The organism is Microbacterium sp. EF45047, from assembly GCF_028472845.1.
GTDB classification, from domain to species: Bacteria; Actinomycetota; Actinomycetes; order Actinomycetales; family Microbacteriaceae; genus Microbacterium; species Microbacterium neungamense.
The window spans coordinates 1,040,911-1,058,104 of the sequence record NZ_CP069429.1; the positions used below are offsets into that span (position 1 = coordinate 1,040,911).

Annotated in this window: 18 protein-coding genes; 16 read left to right on the forward strand and 2 right to left on the reverse strand. The window is 71.2% G+C overall.

Features of this window, described 5'->3' with window-relative positions; genetic code table 11:
• Positions 1-24 precede the first annotated feature (24 nt).
• From JRG78_RS04935 to JRG78_RS04945, 3 genes are read left to right on the forward strand one after another with little or no spacing between them, the layout of a single operon-like run.
• Positions 25-828, forward strand: a complete 804-nt coding sequence (locus tag JRG78_RS04935; protein ID WP_259607907.1) for a thymidylate synthase — start codon at positions 25-27, stop codon at positions 826-828.
• Positions 825-1,301 (forward strand): dihydrofolate reductase, encoded by a 477-nt coding sequence (locus JRG78_RS04940; protein ID WP_259607908.1) that lies wholly within the window; start codon positions 825-827, stop codon positions 1,299-1,301. The genes JRG78_RS04935 and JRG78_RS04940 overlap by 4 nt, the downstream gene beginning before the upstream one ends.
• On the forward strand, positions 1,301-2,062 hold the full coding sequence (locus JRG78_RS04945; RefSeq protein WP_259607909.1) for an SDR family NAD(P)-dependent oxidoreductase: 762 nt from the start codon (positions 1,301-1,303) through the stop codon (positions 2,060-2,062). Before JRG78_RS04940 ends, JRG78_RS04945 begins: the two co-directional genes overlap by 1 nt.
• Before the next feature lie 92 nt (positions 2,063-2,154).
• On the opposite strand, the gene JRG78_RS04950 is transcribed toward JRG78_RS04945, so the two are convergent.
• A complete protein-coding gene (locus JRG78_RS04950) occupies positions 2,155-2,697 on the reverse strand; it encodes an NUDIX domain-containing protein (RefSeq protein WP_259607910.1) in 543 nt (180 codons plus the stop codon).
• Positions 2,698-2,767: 70 nt separating this feature from the next.
• On the opposite strand from JRG78_RS04950, the gene dapA reads away from it, so the two are divergent.
• The 13 genes from dapA (at position 2,768) to dapF (ending at position 16,504) form a co-directional block, all read left to right on the forward strand.
• Positions 2,768-3,745: a 4-hydroxy-tetrahydrodipicolinate synthase gene (dapA, locus tag JRG78_RS04955; protein ID WP_259607911.1), complete on the forward strand. Its 978-nt coding sequence runs from the start codon at positions 2,768-2,770 to the stop codon at positions 3,743-3,745.
• A 59-nt stretch (positions 3,746-3,804) separates the two neighbouring features.
• Positions 3,805-5,481: a ribonuclease J gene (locus JRG78_RS04960; protein ID WP_259607912.1), complete on the forward strand. Its 1,677-nt coding sequence runs from the start codon at positions 3,805-3,807 to the stop codon at positions 5,479-5,481.
• Between the two features lie 69 nt (positions 5,482-5,550).
• The gene (locus JRG78_RS04965) at positions 5,551-8,289 is read left to right on the forward strand and encodes an FtsK/SpoIIIE family DNA translocase (RefSeq protein WP_259607913.1); all 2,739 of its coding nucleotides are present in this window, start codon (positions 5,551-5,553) and stop codon (positions 8,287-8,289) included.
• On the forward strand, positions 8,289-8,867 hold the full coding sequence (gene pgsA / locus JRG78_RS04970) for a CDP-diacylglycerol--glycerol-3-phosphate 3-phosphatidyltransferase (protein WP_259607914.1): 579 nt from the start codon (positions 8,289-8,291) through the stop codon (positions 8,865-8,867). Before JRG78_RS04965 ends, pgsA begins: the two co-directional genes overlap by 1 nt.
• Positions 8,864-9,358, forward strand: a complete 495-nt coding sequence (locus JRG78_RS04975) for a CinA family protein (protein ID WP_259607915.1) — start codon at positions 8,864-8,866, stop codon at positions 9,356-9,358. Before pgsA ends, JRG78_RS04975 begins: the two co-directional genes overlap by 4 nt.
• 186 nt (positions 9,359-9,544) lie before the next feature.
• A complete protein-coding gene (locus JRG78_RS04980; RefSeq protein WP_259607916.1) occupies positions 9,545-9,853 on the forward strand; it encodes a helix-turn-helix domain-containing protein in 309 nt (102 codons plus the stop codon).
• Positions 9,854-9,871: 18 nt separating this feature from the next.
• The gene (locus JRG78_RS04985; RefSeq protein WP_259607917.1) at positions 9,872-10,093 is read left to right on the forward strand and encodes a DUF3046 domain-containing protein; all 222 of its coding nucleotides are present in this window, start codon (positions 9,872-9,874) and stop codon (positions 10,091-10,093) included.
• Positions 10,094-10,340: 247 nt separating this feature from the next.
• Positions 10,341-11,390: a recombinase RecA gene (gene recA, locus JRG78_RS04990; protein ID WP_259607918.1), complete on the forward strand. Its 1,050-nt coding sequence runs from the start codon at positions 10,341-10,343 to the stop codon at positions 11,388-11,390.
• Positions 11,391-11,495: 105 nt separating this feature from the next.
• Entirely contained in the window at positions 11,496-12,374 is an 879-nt protein-coding gene (locus tag JRG78_RS04995; protein WP_259607919.1) for a regulatory protein RecX, read from the forward strand.
• 98 nt (positions 12,375-12,472) lie between these two features.
• Positions 12,473-14,023, forward strand: coding sequence for a tRNA (N6-isopentenyl adenosine(37)-C2)-methylthiotransferase MiaB (gene miaB, locus JRG78_RS05000; protein ID WP_259607920.1), 1,551 nt, complete (start codon positions 12,473-12,475; stop codon positions 14,021-14,023).
• A 113-nt stretch (positions 14,024-14,136) separates the two neighbouring features.
• Positions 14,137-15,051: a tRNA (adenosine(37)-N6)-dimethylallyltransferase MiaA gene (gene miaA / locus JRG78_RS05005; RefSeq protein WP_259607921.1), complete on the forward strand. Its 915-nt coding sequence runs from the start codon at positions 14,137-14,139 to the stop codon at positions 15,049-15,051.
• A 39-nt stretch (positions 15,052-15,090) separates the two neighbouring features.
• Complete coding sequence (locus JRG78_RS05010; RefSeq protein ID WP_259607922.1) at positions 15,091-15,621, forward strand: dihydrofolate reductase family protein; 531 nt, start codon at positions 15,091-15,093, stop codon at positions 15,619-15,621.
• A gap of 10 nt (positions 15,622-15,631) precedes the next feature.
• Positions 15,632-16,504, forward strand: a complete 873-nt coding sequence (gene dapF / locus JRG78_RS05015) for a diaminopimelate epimerase (RefSeq protein ID WP_259607923.1) — start codon at positions 15,632-15,634, stop codon at positions 16,502-16,504.
• A 29-nt stretch (positions 16,505-16,533) separates the two neighbouring features.
• On the opposite strand, the gene JRG78_RS05020 is transcribed toward dapF, so the two are convergent.
• Positions 16,534-17,178 carry a class I SAM-dependent methyltransferase gene (locus JRG78_RS05020; RefSeq protein WP_259607924.1) on the reverse strand — a complete coding sequence of 215 codons (645 nt, stop codon included), beginning with the start codon at positions 17,176-17,178 and terminating at the stop codon, positions 16,534-16,536.
• Positions 17,179-17,194 lie beyond the last annotated feature (16 nt).

Consider the following 17,194-nt stretch of genomic DNA (forward strand, 5'->3'; position numbering starts at 1 on the left):
GAGCCTCCCGGTATCGTGGCTGTCATGACGGTTCCCACCCCGTACGAGGACCTGCTCCGCGACGTGCTCGCGAACGGCACGCACAAGGACGACCGCACCGGCACCGGCACCACCAGCGTCTTCGGACGGCAGATCCGGTTCGACCTGTCGCAGGGCTTCCCGCTGATCACCACCAAGCGGGTGCACTTCAAATCGGTCGCCTACGAGCTGCTCTGGTTCCTCCGCGGCGACTCGAACGTGCGCTGGCTGCAGGAGCACGGCGTCACGATCTGGGACGAGTGGGCGGATGCCGACGGCGACCTCGGTCCGGTGTACGGCGTGCAGTGGCGGTCCTGGCCGACGCCCGACGGCGGGCACATCGATCAGCTGGCCCAGGTGGTGGAGCAGATCCGCGCCACTCCCGACTCCCGGCGGCTGATCGTGTCGGCGTGGAACCCGGCGGACATCCCGGACATGGCCCTCGCGCCCTGCCACGCGCTGTTCCAGTTCTACGTCGCCGACGGGAAGCTCTCCTGCCAGCTCTACCAGCGCAGCGCCGACCTGTTCCTCGGGGTGCCGTTCAACATCGCCTCCTACGCGCTGCTGACCCTGATGATCGCGCAGCAGACCGGCCTCGAGCCCGGGGACTTCGTCTGGACCGGCGGTGACTGCCACGTCTACGACAACCATATCGAGCAGGTGCAGGAGCAGCTCCGCCGCGACCCGTACCCGTACCCCACGCTGCGCCTCGCCCGCAGGCCCGCGTCCCTCTTCGACTACCGGTACGAGGACTTCGTGCTGGAGGACTACCAGCACCACCCGGCGATCCGCGCGGCGGTCGCGGTATGACCTGGCTGGGGCTGATCTGGGCGGAGGCGCACGGCGGCGTCATCGGCGCCGGCGGCGGCATGCCGTGGCACGTCCCGGAGGACCTCGCCCACTTCAAGGAGGTCACCCTGGGCCGTCCGGTGATCATGGGCCGCAAGACCTGGGAGTCCCTGCCGGAGCGGTTCCGGCCGCTGGAAGGGCGGGAGAACATCGTGATCACCCGCCGCCAGGACTGGGCCGCCGACGGCGCGCGTCGCGCCTCGAGCATCCACGACGCGGTCCGCGGACTCGACAGCGCCTGGGTGATCGGCGGCGCCGAGATCTTCCGGCAGGTGCTCGGCGACGCCGATCGGCTCGAGGTCACCGAGCTCGACCTCGACGTCACCGGGGACGCGTTCGCGCCCTCCCGCGAGGGCTGGCGGCTGGTGGACGAGGCGGAGTGGCGCACCTCGCGCACCGGCATCCGCTACCGATTCCTGGGGTACGAGCGCTGATGCCGCAGGCGCTGATCACGGGCGCCAGCGCCGGGCTCGGAGCCGAGTTCGCCCGGCAGCTCGCCGCGCGCGGCGCGGATCTGATCCTGGTCGCACGCTCCGCCGACGCCCTGGAGGAGCTGGCGGTGGAGCTGCGCACGACGCACGGCGTCGACGTCCGGGTGCTGCCCGCCGATCTCGCCGTGGAGGCGGACCTGCAGCGTGTCGCCGACCGGCTGACGGATGCCGCGTCCCCGGTCGATCTGCTGGTCAACAACGCCGGGTTCGGGCTGCCGCTGCGGTTCGCGGACAACGACGTCGACGACGAGGTGCGCCACCTGCGGGTGCACGTCGAGGCACCGCTGCGGCTCATGCACGCGGCTCTGCAGACCATGCGGGGTCGCGGCGGCCGGATCGTCAACGTCGCCTCCGTCGCCGGCTTCATCCCGCGCTCCACCTACGCCGCCTGTAAGGCGTGGCTGATCGGGTTCAGCCGGTGGGCGAACATCGAGTACGCCCGCGACGGCGTCAGCGTCACCGCGCTGTGCCCCGGGTTCACGCACACGACGTTCCACGAGCGGATGGGACTGGCCGCCGGGGAGGAGGGCGTCCCCGCGTTCGCGTGGCTGGATGCGCGGGCGGTGGTGCGCGAGGGACTGCGGGATGCCGCCCGCGGCCGCGCGGTCTCGGTGCCGTCGCTGCGCTACAAGGCGATCGTCGCCCTCGCGCGGCTACTGCCGCCGTCGGTGGCGGCGCGGGCGGGCGGCCGCGGGCGGATGTAGCGGGCCCGGCCGGTCGGGCGGACGCACTCGGCGCCGCGCCCAGACGACCGGACGCCGCGCCCGGACGACCGGACCCCGCGTCGGGCCCGCGGTCAGGCGAAGCGGCCGAGGCGGATGCCGGCCAGCGCGAGCGCCGCGACCGTCTCGCCGTCGGTGATCCGACCGTCCGCGATCATCGCGATCGCCTCGGCGAACGGCACCCGCAGCACGGCGTCGATGCCCTCCTCGGTGCGGCCCTCGTCATCAGCGTCCGCGGCCGGGCGCAGTCCGCGCGCCAGGAACACGTGCTCCCGCGCCACGGCGATGCCGTTCAGGGCGTTCACGGTGCCGAGCGCGGTCCACTCGTCGGCCTCGAGCCCGGTCTCCTCGCGCAGCTCGCGCCGGGCGGCCGTGAGCGGATCCTCCCCGTCGGTGCCGCCGGCCGGCACCTCGATCGACGCGCCGGTGGTGTAACGGTGCAGGGACACCAGGCACACGCGCTCGTCCTCGTCGAGCGCGACCACGAAGACGGCCGGATGCTGCATCCGCACCACGCCGTAGATCCCGGCGCCCGACGGGCCGGTCACGCGGTCCTCCCGCACCTCGATCCACCGGTTCTCGTACACGGTCCGCGAGTCGTCGATCTGCCACACCATCCCCCGAGCCTACGGTCCCGGCGCGGCCGTTCCGGCGCGAGAGCGCGCCGCGAGACGATAACCTGAACTCATGACGCACACGGGCAACCCCTTCGGACAGGTTCTCGTCGCGCTGGTCACGCCGATGACCGCCGACGGCGAGGTGGACTGGCCCGCGGTCGAGAAGCACATCGACACCGTCATCGCCGACGGCGCCGACGGCATCGTGGTCACCGGCACCACCGGTGAGACCTCGACCCTGACCGACGCCGAGAAGCTGCGCCTCGTCGAGGTCGGCAAGGACGTCGCCTCCGGACGGGCGAAGATCATCACCGGCGGCGGATCCAACGAGACCGCGCACGCCATCGAGCTGTACAAGGCGAGCGAGAAGGCCGGCGCCGACGGCATCATGATCGTCACGCCGTACTACAACAAGCCCACCCAGGCCGGCATCCTGACCCACTTCCGCCTCGTCGCCGACGCCACCGACCTGCCGGTCATCCTGTACGACATCCCCGGCCGCACCGGCGTGCCGATCAAGTACGAGACGATCCTGCGCCTGGCCAAGCATCCGAACATCCTCGCCGTGAAGGACGCGAAGGGCGACTTCAGCGAGGTCAGCCGGGTGCTCAACCAGACCGACCTGATGTACTTCTCCGGCGACGACGCGAACGTGCTGCCGCATCTGTCGATCGGGGCCACCGGCCTGATCGGCGTCACCGCGAACATCACCTCCGCGCCGTACCGCACCATCGTCGACGCCGTGAACCGCGGCGACCTGAAGGCGGCCACGGCGGAGCACAAGCGCCTCGAGCCCCTGGTCCGCGCGGTGATGACCCACGTGCCGGGGACCGTGTCGACCAAGTACATCCTGCACGGGCTCGGCCGCATCGGCAGCCCGCGCGTGCGGCTCCCGCTGGTCGGGCCGGAGGAGTGGGAGGCCGCCCTCATCGAGGACGAGCTGTCGCTGGTCAAGGACGTCCCCGGTGCCGATTTCTCGAACTTCCGCCCCGACCGCAACGCGGCCGCGGGTGGCGCGCTGCCCAAGGTGCACGGCACCACCCGCTGAGCCGGGCAGGCGCGCAACGCCACGAACGGACACGAGCGGTGTCCGACTGAGGAGACAGCATGTCCATCCCCCTGTCCGAACCGGAACCCCTCGCCGCCGGCACCCTGCGCGTCATCCCCCTCGGAGGACTGGGCGAGGTCGGCCGCAACATGACGGTCTTCGAGTTCCAGGGCAAGATCCTCGTCGTCGACTGCGGCGTGCTCTTCCCCGAGGAGCACCAGCCGGGCGTCGACCTGATCCTGCCCGACTTCGAGCCGATCAAGGACCGCCTCGACGACATCGTCGGCATCGTGCTCACGCACGGTCACGAGGACCACATCGGCGCGGTGCCGTACCTGCTCCGCCTGAAGGGCGACATCCCGCTGATCGGCTCCAGCCTCACGCTCGCGCTCGTCGAGGCGAAGCTCAAGGAGCACCGGATCAAGGCCTACACGCTCACGGTCGCCGAGGGGCAGCGCGAGCAGGCCGGCCCGTTCGACCTCGAGTTCGTCGCAGTGAACCACTCGATCCCGGATGCCCTCGCCGTCGCGATCCGCACCCCCGCCGGCCTGGTGCTCGCCACCGGCGACTTCAAGATGGACCAGCTCCCGCTGGACGGCCGGCTCACCGACCTGCGCGCCTTCTCGCGCCTGGGCGAGGAGGGCGTCGACCTGTTCCTGGTCGACTCCACCAACGCCGACATCCCCGGCTTCACCCCCCTGGAGCGCTCCATCGGCCCGGTGCTCGACCAGGTGATCGCCAAGGCGCCGCGCCGGGTGATCGTCGCCAGCTTCTCCAGCCACGTGCACCGCGTGCAGCAGGTGATCGACGCCGCCTACGCCCACGGCCGCCGGGTGGCCTTCCTCGGCCGCAGCATGGTGCGGAACATGACCATCGCCGAGGATCTGGGCTACCTGAAGGTGCCGGACGGCGTCCTCATCGACTACAAGAAGGCCAAGGACCTGCCCGACGACCGCATCGTCTACATGTCCACCGGCTCGCAGGGCGAGCCGATGGCCGTGCTCAGCCGCATGGCGAACCTCGACCACGCCATCGAGCCCGGCGAGGGCGACACCGTGATCCTCGCCTCCAGCCTCATCCCCGGCAACGAGAACGCCGTCTACCGCGTGATCGACGGCCTCACCAAGCTCGGCGCGAACGTCGTGCACAAGGCCAACGCCCAGGTGCACGTGTCGGGTCACGCCGCGGCCGGAGAGCTGCTGTACTGCTACAACATCCTGAAGCCCCGGAACGTGCTGCCGGTGCACGGCGAGTACCGCCACCTGATCGCGAACGCGAAGCTCGCCCGCGACACCGGCGTGCCCGAGGAGCGCACCATCATCGCCTCGAACGGCACGGTCATCGACCTCCGCGACGGCGAGGCGCACGTGGCGGGGCAGCTCGATCTCGGCTTCGTGTACGTCGACGGGTCGACGGTCGGCGAGATCACGGATGCCGACCTCAAGGACCGCCGCATCCTCGGCGAGGAGGGCTTCATCTCGGTCATCGTCGTCGTGGACGCGCAGACCGGCGGCATCATCTCCGGCCCGGAGATCCACGCCCGCGGCGTCGCCGAGGACGACGCCGTGTTCGACGACGTGGTGCCGAAGATCGTCGCCGCGCTCAAGGAGGCCGCCGGCAACGGCGTCCGCGACAACCACGCGCTCTCGCAGGTCGTCCGCCGCACCATCGGCCGCTGGGTGAACCAGAAGCTGCGCCGCCGGCCGATGATCGTGCCGCTTGTGATCGAGGCCTGACCGGGTCCGATCCCGCGGAAAGCCGCGTCATTGCGGGCCGGCGTCGGACCCGGGACGTACCGTAGAGGAATGGCCAGGAGCACCACGAAGACCGCGCGCGCCGCCGAGGACACTCCGTCGCGCTCGAAGCGGCAGACGGCCTCCAAGGCACCCGCGAAGGCGGCGCCCGCGCCGAGGAAGTACATCGACGAGCCCGAGCGTCCGCCGCTGGCGGTGCGGATGTGGCTGGGCCTCGCGCACGGCGTCGGCGGCCTGTTCCGCGCCTTCGGGCCGGAGACCCTCGAGAAGGACCAGCGGCGGGACGGCTTCCCGTTCCTGCTCGTGCTGCTGGCCTGCGTGGGCGCGGTCGTGGAGTGGTTCTTCATCGGCGACGCGGTCGCGCAGATCATCAGCGCGTACAGCTGGGGGATGCTGGTCGGCCGCATCGCGTTCGTGATGCCGGTGCTGCTCCTCCTGCTGGCCGGATGGCTGTTCCGGCATCCGTCCTCCGTGCACGACAACGGCCGGATCGGGATCGGCTTCGGCCTGTTCACGCTCGCCCTGGCCGGGATCTGCCACGTCGCCTCCGGCACCGCGAACGACCTCGGGGTGCTGGAGCGCCCCCAGCCGCGGGACGGGATGCCGGCGCTCAGCGCCGCCGGGGGCCTGTTCGGATGGATGCTCGGCGAGCCGCTGGCCTTCCTGACCCCGATCGTCGCCTACCTCGTGCTCGGGCTGCTGACGTTCCTCAGCATCCTCATCCTCACCAAGACCCCGCCGAACCGGATCGGACAGCGCCTCGGCGACCTGTACGCGTGGATGTTCGGCACCGAGCGTCCCGAGCGCCCCGAGCGTCCCGCTCCCGGCGAGGCGCGCGCCGACGACGCGGACGCGGACCAGGACGACGCCCTGCCGTGGTGGCGTCGGAACAAGACCGGACGCGAGGAGGACCCCGACGCCGGATCCGACTCGCAGGCGATCACCGCACTGCTGGACGAACCCGGGTCGAAGGCCGCGTACGACCAGGCCGTCATCGTCGACGACGAGCCGTACGACGCCGCCACCGAGGTCCTCACCGATGTCAGCGCGATCACCGGCATGCTCGACGAGCAGAACGCCACCGCGCTGCTGGACGACTCCGGCTCCACCGGCGAGCTGCCCGGACTGGACGGCTTCGGCACCGAGGGTCCGGGGGAGCGCGGGCCGCAGCCGCCCGCCGCGCCGTACACGCTGCCTCCGCCCGCCCTGCTCAGCGAGGGACCTCCCGCCGTGGCGCGCTCGGAGGCGAACGACCGCGTGGTGCAGCAGATCACCAACGTGCTCACCCAGTTCAACGTCGACGCCAAGGTCACCGGCTTCTCCCGGGGCCCGACGGTCACCCAGTACGAGGTGGAGGTCGGGCACGGGGTCAAGGTCGAGAAGATCCTGCAGCTGAGCAACAACTTCGCCTACGCGGTCGCCTCGAACGATGTGCGCATCCTCTCGCCCATCCCGGGCAAGAGCGCGATCGGCATCGAGATCCCCAACTCCGACCGCGAGAAGGTGGCGCTCGGCGACGTGCTGCGCTCGGCCGCCGCACAGAAGAGCACGCATCCGCTCACCATCGGCGTCGGCAAGGACGTCGGCGGCAACTTCGTCGTCGCCAACCTCGCGAAGATGCCGCACCTGCTCGTGGCCGGCTCCACCGGCTCGGGCAAGTCCAGCTTCGTGAACTCGATGATCACGAGCCTGCTGATGCGTGCCCGCCCGTCGGACGTCCGGATGGTGCTGATCGACCCCAAGCGGGTCGAGCTGACCAGCTACGCCGGCGTGCCGCACCTGATCACGCCCATCATCACGAACCCGAAGAAGGCGGCCGAGGCGCTGCAGTGGGTCGTGAAGGAGATGGACATGCGGTACGACGACCTCGCGTCGTTCGGGTTCCGTCACATCGACGACTTCAACCGCGCCGTGCGCGCCGGTGAGGTCGAGGTACCGCCGGGCAGCGAGCGGGTGCTCAAGCCGTACCCGTACCTGCTCGTCGTCGTGGACGAGCTCGCCGACCTGATGATGGTCGCCCCGCGCGATGTCGAGGACTCGATCGTGCGCATCACCCAGCTGGCGCGCGCCTCGGGCATCCACCTGGTCCTGGCCACCCAGCGACCGAGCGTCGACGTGGTCACCGGCCTGATCAAGGCGAACGTGCCCTCGCGTCTGGCGTTCGCGGTGACCAGCGTCACGGACAGCCGGGTCATCCTGGACAGCCCCGGTGCGGACAAGCTCATCGGCCAGGGCGACGCGCTGTTCTCGCCGATGGGGTCGTCCAAGCCGTTCCGCCTGCAGGGCGCGTGGGTGGACGAGAGCGAGATCGACGCCGTCGTCAAGCACGTCACCGCGCAGGCCCGCCCGGAGTACCGGCCGGACGTGCAGGAGGCGATCGAGCCGAAGAAGAAGGAGGTCGACGAGGACATCGGCGACGACCTCGAGCTGCTGCTCGCCGCCGCCGAGCTCGTCGTGTCGACCCAGTTCGGGTCCACCTCGATGCTGCAGCGGAAGCTGCGCGTCGGCTTCGCCAAGGCCGGCCGCCTCATGGACCTGCTCGAGTCGCGGGAGATCGTGGGCCCGTCCGAGGGCTCGAAGGCGCGCGACGTGCTGGTCACCGCCGAGCAGCTTCCGGGCGTGCTCGCCCGCCTGCGCGGCGAGGACGCACCCGCCCCGGCGCCCGCCGCCGCAGCGCCGGCCGCACCGCGCGGCGCCGAGTCCGACCCGGTCGAGGCGCAGTTCCAAGGCCTCCCGGTCGTCGAGGAGGAGGGCGACGAGGACGCCTGGGGACTGACGGGACGCGACTGATGGCCATTCCGCGGCAGCTCCCGAACGCCATCACGATCGTCCGCATCCCGCTCGCGATCGTCTTCCTCGTGCTGCTGCTGCTCGGCGGACCCGCCGGGGACGCCCACCTCGGGCTGCGCTGGACCGCCGCGGCGCTGTTCGTCCTCGCGATCTCCACCGACTGGGTGGACGGCTACCTCGCCCGCAAGCACGACATCGTCAGCGACTTCGGCAAGCTGTGGGATCCGATCGCGGACAAGCTCCTCACCGGCGCCGGGTTCATCGGCCTCGCCGTGCTCGGCGAGTGGCCCTGGTGGATCGTGATCGTCATCCTCATCCGCGAGTGGGGCATCACCGTCCACCGGTTCCTCGTGGCCAAGCAGCACATCGTCGCGGCCGCCTGGATGGGCAAGCTGAAGACCCTCGTGCAGGCCGTCGCCCTGTCCTGGTGGCTGCTGCCGCTGCACGCGCTCATCGGCGAGACGTGGTGGATCGGGGTCGGGGTCGTGCTGATGTACGCGGCCCTGGTGCTCACCATCGCCAGCGGCATCGACTACGTCGTCGCCCAGGTGCGCGGGGCACGGTCGGCCGACGCGTGAACGACGCGGCAGAGCTGCTGTCGCTGCTCCGGCAGCGCGGCTGGACCCTCGGGATCGCAGAGTCCCTCACCGGCGGCGCGCTCTCGGCCGAGGTCGTCGCCGTCCCCGGGGCCTCCGCGAGTCTGCGCGGCGCCGTCGTCGCCTACGCCACGCCGGTCAAGCACAGCCTCCTCGGGGTGGACGGCGCGCTGCTGGCGGCCCACGGCCCGGTGCATCCCGAGGTCGCCCTGCAGATGGCGGCCGGAGTCCGGCGCGCCGTCGCGGTGGACGGATGCCCGGCCGACGTCGGCATCGCCACGACCGGGATTGCCGGCCCCGATTCGCCCGACGGGCAGCCGGTGGGGACGGTCCACATCGGGGTCGTCACGCCGGCGGTCCGGGACGTGCGCTCCTTCGTGTTCCCCGGCGACCGCGCCGCGGTGCGGGCATCCGCCGTCGCGGCCGCACTCCGCGCCGGCTGCGAGGCGCTCGCGGATCGGGCCTCGGAATAGCCGGGACTCCGCGGGCGTTGACTCACATGTGCCGATCAACACACGGATCACGGAACAGGCGTCGCCCGGCGCGGCGCTCACACGCGAAGCACAGAGTGACACACTAGATTCAGTGGCATCCGGTCGGGTTAGACTGGCGATCCCCTCGAGATCGCAGACGAGGGGAACGACGGAGAGGAGGTTCCGATGATCCTTGTACGACAGGAGATCGGCGATGTGCTGAGGGACTTCCGTCTGCAGAAGGGCCGCACGCTCCGTCAGGTCGCCAGCAAGGCATCCGTCGCCCTCGGCTACCTCAGCGAGGTGGAACGGGGCCAGAAGGAGGCCTCCAGCGAGATCCTCGCCTCGGTCGCCGAAGCGCTCGACGTTCCGATCTCGACCATCATGCGCGAGGTCGGCGACCGCATCTCGGTTCTCGAGGGCATGCACGGATTCCCGGATGTCGTGCCCGACGATCTCGTGGCCTCCGTCGAGCCCGAGCTCTCGCTCCGCTGAGCGGGGACGGGACGACGGATGCGGCGCAGCGAGTTCCTGCGCGCGGTGGATGACGAGTTCGGCGGCCGCGCCACGGCGCTGACGCACGACCTCGTGCTCAGCGGCCTCGGCCGGACGGCGATCGAAGCCCTGGACGACGGCGTGCCGCCGCGCGAGATCTGGCTCGCGCTGTGCGCCGAGACCGACGTGCCCGCCGAACGCCGTTACGGCGTGGGCCGGCTGGAGCCCCGGCGACGCTGAGATCGCGTCCTCTCACGGATTCCCGGCGTGTCGTCGAACGTGTGTTCGATGGGGGCGTATCGTTCTGCACGAGTGGTTTCGAGGCGATTTCTCTCCACAGACGGGGCCCTGGCCGACGCGATGTCGGTGGCCACGCCTACGGTGAAGACATGGCACCGAGCCATACGCCTTGTCGGAGAATCCGTCCCGCCGGGACAGGTCGCGACAGCCTACAGGCGGCAGCACATCGAGCACGAAGGAGCACGTCATGCCATCCCCGGACGACCGCGACAAGGCACTGGATTCCGCGCTCGCCCACATCGAACGCCAGTTCGGCAAGGGATCGATCATGCGACTGGGCAGCGATGAGCGCGCCCCGGTCGAGGTCATCCCCACCGGCTCCATCGCGCTCGATGTCGCCCTCGGCATCGGCGGTCTGCCGCGCGGGCGCATCATCGAGATCTACGGCCCGGAGTCCTCGGGTAAGACGACGCTCACCCTGCACGCGATCGCGAACGTGCAGCGCGCCGGCGGCATCGCCGCGTTCATCGACGCGGAGCACGCCCTCGACCCCGACTACGCCAAGAAGCTCGGCGTCGACATCGATCAGCTCCTCGTGTCGCAGCCCGACACCGGAGAGCAGGCCCTCGAGATCGCCGACATGCTGATCCGCTCCGGCGCGATCGACCTGGTGGTCATCGACTCCGTGGCCGCGCTGGTCCCGGAGGCGGAGATCAAGGGCGAGATGGGCGACTCGCACGTCGGCCTGCAGGCGCGCCTGATGTCCCAGGCGCTCCGCAAGCTCACCGGTGGCCTCAACCAGACCAAGACCACGGCCATCTTCATCAACCAGCTGCGTGAGAAGATCGGCGTCTTCTTCGGCTCGCCGGAGACGACTGCGGGTGGAAAGGCCCTCAAGTTCTACGCCTCGGTGCGGCTCGACATCCGCCGCATCGAGACGCTGAAGGACGGGGCCGAGGCGGTCGGAAACCGCACCCGCGTCAAGGTGGTGAAGAACAAGATGGCCCCGCCGTTCAAGCAGGCCGAGTTCGACATCCTCTATGGCGTCGGCATCTCGCGCGAGGGCAGCCTGATCGACTTCGGTGTCGAACACGGCATCGTGAAGAAGTCGGGCGCCTGGTACACCTACGACGGCGACCAGCTCGGTCAGGGCAAGGAGAACGCCCGCAACTTCCTCATCAAGAACGAGGACATCGCGGCGGCGATCGAGGCTCAGATCAAGCAGAAGATGGGCATCGGGGCCAAGGCCGCGGAGGAGGCTCCGGTCGACGAGCTGAGCCAGCGGCGTCCGGCCTGATGCGTCGGCCGAGCGCAGCTACCGCGCGTCGATGGAGTTTGGCAACCGCACTTCGACGGAGCTCAGTAACCGCACTTCGACGGAGCTCAGTAACCGGGGTGGATCATGGCTGATCGGGGCGAGGGGCACGGCGACGCCGAGCGCCTCGCCCCGGTGATCCCGATCTTCGGACGCCGTGCCGCCGCTTCCGATACCGGCGCCCGGAGCCGCGGGAGCGGCGGTGGGGCCGCGGACGCGGAGAACAGCGCCGACGTCGACGGTGCCGCGAACCGCGCCGACGTCGGTGGGACGGCGAACCGCACCGCAGCCGACGGCGCGGCGAGCGGCGGCGGAGCACCGGTGAGCAGCAGGCATCCGGCGTTCTCCGGCGGCGCCACGCAGGCGGCCCGCCCCAGGCTGCGCGCCTTGCGTCCGCACGAGGACCCCGCGACGCTCGAGCCAGCGGCCACCGCGGCAGCCGCAGGGGACGCCGATCACACCGACGAGGAGGTGCGCTGGCACGCCGAGGAGGTGCTCGTCCGCCGGCTTCGCGCCCGTGCCCTCTCGGTCGCCGAGGCCCGGGCGATCCTCGCCGACACCGGCCTCGACGACCGGCGGATCGACGAGATCATCGACGAGTTCACCGCGCGGAGGTACCTCGACGACCGCACCCTGGCCGGGCACCTCGTCACCTCCGGGTCCGAGCGGAAGGGACAGGGGCGGCTCGCACTGGCGCGCACCCTCTCCCAGCGCGGCATCCCGCGCGAGATCATCGACGAGGCGCTGGCGGCCCTTCCCGACGACGAGGCCGAGCGGGCCCTCGAGTTCGCCCGCACCAAGGCGCGGGGGATGACCGGGCTGGAGCCGGACACCGCCCTGCGGCGACTGCTCGGCCAGCTGGCCCGACGCGGGTACGCCGGCTCCGTCGCGATGACCGCCGCCCGCACCGCACTGCGCGAGACCGGCGGACCTCAGGGCGGCGTGCGCTTCGTCGAATCCGACTGACCATCGGCCCCGGGCGCGGGGCGGCGAGGGCTTTCGCACGCGCGGGTTGTCCGCGTCGCGCCCGGGGATCGGGCGGCGCTCGTAGAATGGCAGTCATCATGACTACTCCGAGCAGTGAACCGACGATCATCGCGCCCTCGTCGGCCGCGATCGCATCCGACGGGCGTCGCCGCTCGTACGAGGTGCGCACCTTCGGGTGCCAGATGAACGTGCACGACTCCGAACGGCTGTCCGGATCGCTCGAGAGCGCCGGCTACGTCCGCGCCGCCCAGGGCGAGGAAGCCGACGTCGTCATCATCAACACCTGTGCGGTGCGCGACAACGCCGCCGGCAAGCTGTACGGCACGCTCGGCCACCTCAAGTCCCGCAAGGACCGCCACGAGGGCATGCAGATCGCCGTCGGCGGATGCCTGGCGCAGATGGACAAGCAGGCCGTGCTCGACAAGGCCCCGTGGGTCGACGTCGTCTTCGGCACGCACAACATGGGCTCGCTGCCCGGACTGCTCGAGCGCGCCCGCCACAATGGCGAGGCAGAGCTGGAGATCCTCGAGTCCCTGGAGACCTTCCCCTCCACGCTGCCGACCAAGCGCGACTCCGCGCACAGCGGCTGGGTGTCCATCTCCGTCGGCTGCAACAACACCTGCACCTTCTGCATCGTGCCCAGCCTGCGCGGCAAGGAGAAGGACCGCCGCCCCGGCGACATCCTGAACGAGATCCGCCTCCTCGTCGAGGACGGCGCGATCGAGGTCACCCTCCTCGGTCAGAACGTCAACTCCTACGGCGTCGAGTTCGGCGACCGGCAGGCGTTCGGCAAGCTGCTGCGCGCGGCGGGAGAGATCGAGGGCCTGGAGCGCATCCGGTTCACCAGCCCGCATCCGGCGGCCTTCACCGACGACGTGATCGACGCGATGGCCGAGACGCCGGCCGTGATGCCGCAGCTGCACATGCCGCTGCAGTCCGGCAGCGACCGCATCCTGCGCGCGATGCGCCGCTCCTACCGGAGCGAGCGGTTCCTGGGCATCCTCGACCGCGTCCGCGAGCGCATCCCGCACGCCGCGATCACCACCGACATCATCGTCGGCTTCCCGGGCGAGACGGACGAGGACTTCGAGGACACCCTGCGGGTCGTCGAGCAGTCGCGGTTCTCTGGCGCCTTCACCTTCCAGTACTCCATCCGCGAGGGCACCCCGGCCGCCACGATGGCGGACCAGGTGCCCAAGGAGGTGGTGCAGGAGCGCTACGACCGCCTCATCGCCCTGCAGGAGCGCATCTCCCTGGAGGAGAACCAGAAGCAGGTCGGCCGCGAGGTCGAGGTGCTCGTCTCCGTCGGCGAGGGCAAGAAGGATGCCGAGACACACCGGCTCACCGGCCGCGCCGAGGACAACCGGCTCGTGCACTTCGAGGTCACGCCCGGCTCGGAGATCCCGCGGCCCGGCGACGTGGTCACGGTCACCGTGTCGCACGCGGCGCCCTTCCACCTGCTGGCCGACGACCCCACCGGCGCCCCGCTGCGCATCCGACGCACCCGCGGCGGCGACGCCTGGGACCGCGCGCAGGCCGAGTCCTGCGCCGTGCCCGCCCCGACCGCCGCCGGCGGCCCGCGGCCGGTCTCCCTCGGGCTGCCGACCCTCCGTCCCGTCGGCCACTGAGCCCGCGCCGCCCTTCGTCGAGACCCCGTGCTGCCATCGAGACCCCGCGCTGCCGGCACCGATGCCACGGGGTGTCGGCGCGAAGCCGGGGTCTCAGAGAGCGGGGGTGAGTGATGCCGCGCCTCTGGGTGGTCGTCGGCGCGACCGGCACCGGCAAGAGCGATCTCGCCCTCGACCTCGCCGAAGGGCTCCGTGCACGGGGCAACCCGGCCGAGATCGTCAACGCCGATGCGATGCAGCTGTACCGCGGCATGGACATCGGCACCGCGAAGCTCCCGCCCGAGGAGCGGCGCGGCATCCCGCACCACCTCCTGGACGTGCGGGAGGTCACCGAGGAGGCCGCCGTCGCCTGGTTCCAGCCGGTCGCGCGCGCCGCGATCGCGGAGATCCACGCACGCGGGGGCGACGCCATCCTGGTCGGCGGGTCGGGCCTGTACGTCTCCGGCGTGATCTACGACTTCTGTTTCCCGCCGCGGGACACCGAACTCCGCGCCCGCCTGGAGGCGGAGCTCGAGGCGCACGGCCCCGGCGCCCTCTTCGACCGGCTGCGTGCCCTTGATCCGGCGACGGCCGCTCGCATCGACCCGAAGAACGGCCGTCGCGTCGTGCGCGCACTCGAGATCGTCGAACAGGGGAGTGCGACCCACGGCGCGGCCCTGCCCGAGGAGCCGGCGCTGTGGCATCCGCACACCCGCCTGCTGGGTCTGCAGGCGCCTCGTGAGGAGCTCGTGGAGCGTCTCGACCGCCGCGTGGAGCGGATGTGGCGCGACGGGATGCTCGACGAGGTGGCCCGCCTGCGCGCCGCCGGCCTCGAACAGGGTGTCACCGCGTCGCGGGCGATCGGCTACGCCCAGGCGCTGGCGCAGCTGCGCGGCGAGAGCAGCGAGCAGGAGGCGATCGCCGAGACGCAGGCGCTGACCCGCCGCTACGCCCGTCGCCAGGTCTCCTGGTTCCGCCGCTACCGCGACGTGACCTGGTTGCCGTCCGGGCCCGAGGCGGGCGCAGCGCTCTCCGATCTCGGGCTCTGACCCGCGCCCGATGTCGGTGGACGGGGGCATGATCCTGTCATGACCACGCACTACTTCACGGCGACCAGCCTCGACGGATTCATCGCGACGCCGGAGCACTCGCTGGACTGGCTGCTGAAGCAGGACTTCGACCCTGGCGGCCCGATGTCGTACACGCAGTTCATCGAGTCGATCGGCGCGCTCGCGATGGGCGCGTCCACCTACGAGTGGGTGATGCGGCACGAGAACGGCCGATGGGGCTACACCCAGCCCACCTGGGTGTTCACGCACCGCGACCTCGCTCTGCCGGACGGCGCCGACGTGCGCCTCACCCAGGCCGACGTCCGCACGGTGCACGCAGAGATGACGGATGCGGCCGGCGGAAAGGACCTCTGGATCGTGGGCGGCGGAGACCTCGCGGGCCAGTTCGCGGATGCCGGGCTGCTCGACGAGGTCTGGCTGCAGTACGCGCCGGTGACGCTCGGCGCCGGGTCGCCGGTGCTTCCCCGTGCGCTGGACCTGGAGCTCGTCGACCACGCCCACAACCGCGGTTTCCTGTGCGGGCGGTACCGGGTCCTCCGCGCTCCCTAGACTGGTCGGCATGGTCGCATTCACCAAGGGGCACGGCACCGGCAACGACTTCGTCATCATCGAAGACCCCGACGGCGCCCTCGACCTGCGGCCGGATCAGGTCGCGGCGCTGTGCGACCGCAACTTCGGCGTCGGCGCGGACGGCGTGCTGCGCGTGGTGCGCTCCGCCGCGCTCCCCGAGGGCGCCGCCGCTCTGGCCGAGGAGCCGGATGCGGAGTGGTTCATGGACTACCGCAACGCCGACGGCTCGGTGGCCGAGATGTGCGGCAACGGCATCCGTGTCTTCGCGCACTACCTGCTGCGCGCCGGGCTGGCCTCCCTCGAGCCGGGATCCACGCTGCCGATCGGCACCCGCGCGGGCGTGCGCGACGTTATGCGTTCGGAGAACGGCTACCAGGTCGACCTGGGCCGGTGGCGCCTGGCGGGTGGGGAGCCGCTCGCGCGCGCCGCCGGGCTGTCCGTGGCGCGCCCGGGACTGGGCATCGACGTCGGCAACCCGCACGTGGTGGTCGCGCTCGCTTCGGAGGAGGAGCTCGCCGGGCTGGACCTCAACCCCACGCCGATCCTCGACCCGGCTCCCCCGGCCGGTGCGAACGTCGAGTTCGTGGTGCCGGCCGAGCCGCTGGTGCGCGACGGCGTCGGGCACGTGCGGATGCGGGTGCACGAGCGCGGCGTCGGCGAGACGCTCAGCTGCGGCACGGGTGTGGCCGCGACCGCTTTGGCGGTGCGGTACTGGGCAGGGGAGCGGGCGCCGCACCACTGGCGCGTCGAAGTGCCCGGCGGCGTGCTCGGCGTGCGGATGTTCCCCGCAGAGGACGGCGAGCACGTCGCGCTCTCGGGCCCGGCGCAGCTCGTCTACCGCGGCGAGATCGACCTGCACTGAAACGTCGACCGGCGCTCGCCGGGGCCGGTTCAGTCCGGCAGCACGATCGGGGCGGTCGGCGGTGTGCCGTGTCGACGCACTTTCAGCACCCGGTAGCCCTTGCCGGTGGCGGCGCGGTACACGCTGAAGCCGGGCGCGAAGGTGGCCGCCATCCAGCGCTGCAGCGAATCGGCGCCGAGATTGCGCTGCACCACCAGCCACGCGTCGCTGCGCTCGGCGAGCCGCGGGATCCAGCGTTCGAGCATGCTGTGCAGCTCGTTCTTGCCCACCCGGATGGGCGGGTTGGAGCGGATGGTCCGGAACCGCACGTGGTCGGGAACATCGTCGGGAGTGACCGCGTTGACGTTGGTGAGGCCGAGGGCCTCCGCGTTGCGCCGGGTCAGATCCAGCGCCCGCTCGTTGACGTCCACGGCCCAGATCGTCGCGTGCGGCGAGGAGAGGGCCATGGTCAGCGCGATCGGGCCCCAGCCGCATCCGAGGTCGAGGAAGTCGCCGCCCGGCGGCAGCGGCGGCATGTTCGCGAACAGCACGGCGGTTCCGGCATCGAGGCGGTCGGGACTGAACACACCGCTCGCGGTGGTGATCTCGAGGTCTCGCCCTGCCAGGGTGACGCGAATGGTCCGCAGGTTCTCCGCACTTGCCGGGGCCGCACTGAAGTAGTGGTCTGACCCCATACCGCGAGCGTACCGG

Bases quoted from the DNA above. Each gene is read 5' to 3' on its own strand.
- JRG78_RS04935 (WP_259607907.1), top strand. From the start codon at position 25: ATGACGGTTCCCACCCCGTACGAGGACCTGCTCCGCGACGTGCTCGCG.
- JRG78_RS04940 (WP_259607908.1), top strand. From the start codon at position 825: ATGACCTGGCTGGGGCTGATCTGGGCGGAGGCGCACGGCGGCGTCATC.
- JRG78_RS04945 (WP_259607909.1), top strand. From the start codon at position 1,301: ATGCCGCAGGCGCTGATCACGGGCGCCAGCGCCGGGCTCGGAGCCGAG.
- JRG78_RS04950 (WP_259607910.1), bottom strand. From the start codon at position 2,697: ATGGTGTGGCAGATCGACGACTCGCGGACCGTGTACGAGAACCGGTGG.
- dapA (WP_259607911.1), top strand. From the start codon at position 2,768: ATGACGCACACGGGCAACCCCTTCGGACAGGTTCTCGTCGCGCTGGTC.
- JRG78_RS04960 (WP_259607912.1), top strand. From the start codon at position 3,805: ATGTCCATCCCCCTGTCCGAACCGGAACCCCTCGCCGCCGGCACCCTG.
- JRG78_RS04965 (WP_259607913.1), top strand. From the start codon at position 5,551: ATGGCCAGGAGCACCACGAAGACCGCGCGCGCCGCCGAGGACACTCCG.
- pgsA (WP_259607914.1), top strand. From the start codon at position 8,289: ATGGCCATTCCGCGGCAGCTCCCGAACGCCATCACGATCGTCCGCATC.
- JRG78_RS04980 (WP_259607916.1), top strand. From the start codon at position 9,545: ATGATCCTTGTACGACAGGAGATCGGCGATGTGCTGAGGGACTTCCGT.
- JRG78_RS04985 (WP_259607917.1), top strand. From the start codon at position 9,872: ATGCGGCGCAGCGAGTTCCTGCGCGCGGTGGATGACGAGTTCGGCGGC.
- recA (WP_259607918.1), top strand. From the start codon at position 10,341: ATGCCATCCCCGGACGACCGCGACAAGGCACTGGATTCCGCGCTCGCC.
- JRG78_RS04995 (WP_259607919.1), top strand. From the start codon at position 11,496: ATGGCTGATCGGGGCGAGGGGCACGGCGACGCCGAGCGCCTCGCCCCG.
- miaB (WP_259607920.1), top strand. From the start codon at position 12,473: ATGACTACTCCGAGCAGTGAACCGACGATCATCGCGCCCTCGTCGGCC.
- miaA (WP_259607921.1), top strand. From the start codon at position 14,137: ATGCCGCGCCTCTGGGTGGTCGTCGGCGCGACCGGCACCGGCAAGAGC.
- JRG78_RS05010 (WP_259607922.1), top strand. From the start codon at position 15,091: ATGACCACGCACTACTTCACGGCGACCAGCCTCGACGGATTCATCGCG.
- dapF (WP_259607923.1), top strand. From the start codon at position 15,632: ATGGTCGCATTCACCAAGGGGCACGGCACCGGCAACGACTTCGTCATC.
- JRG78_RS05020 (WP_259607924.1), bottom strand. From the start codon at position 17,178: ATGGGGTCAGACCACTACTTCAGTGCGGCCCCGGCAAGTGCGGAGAAC.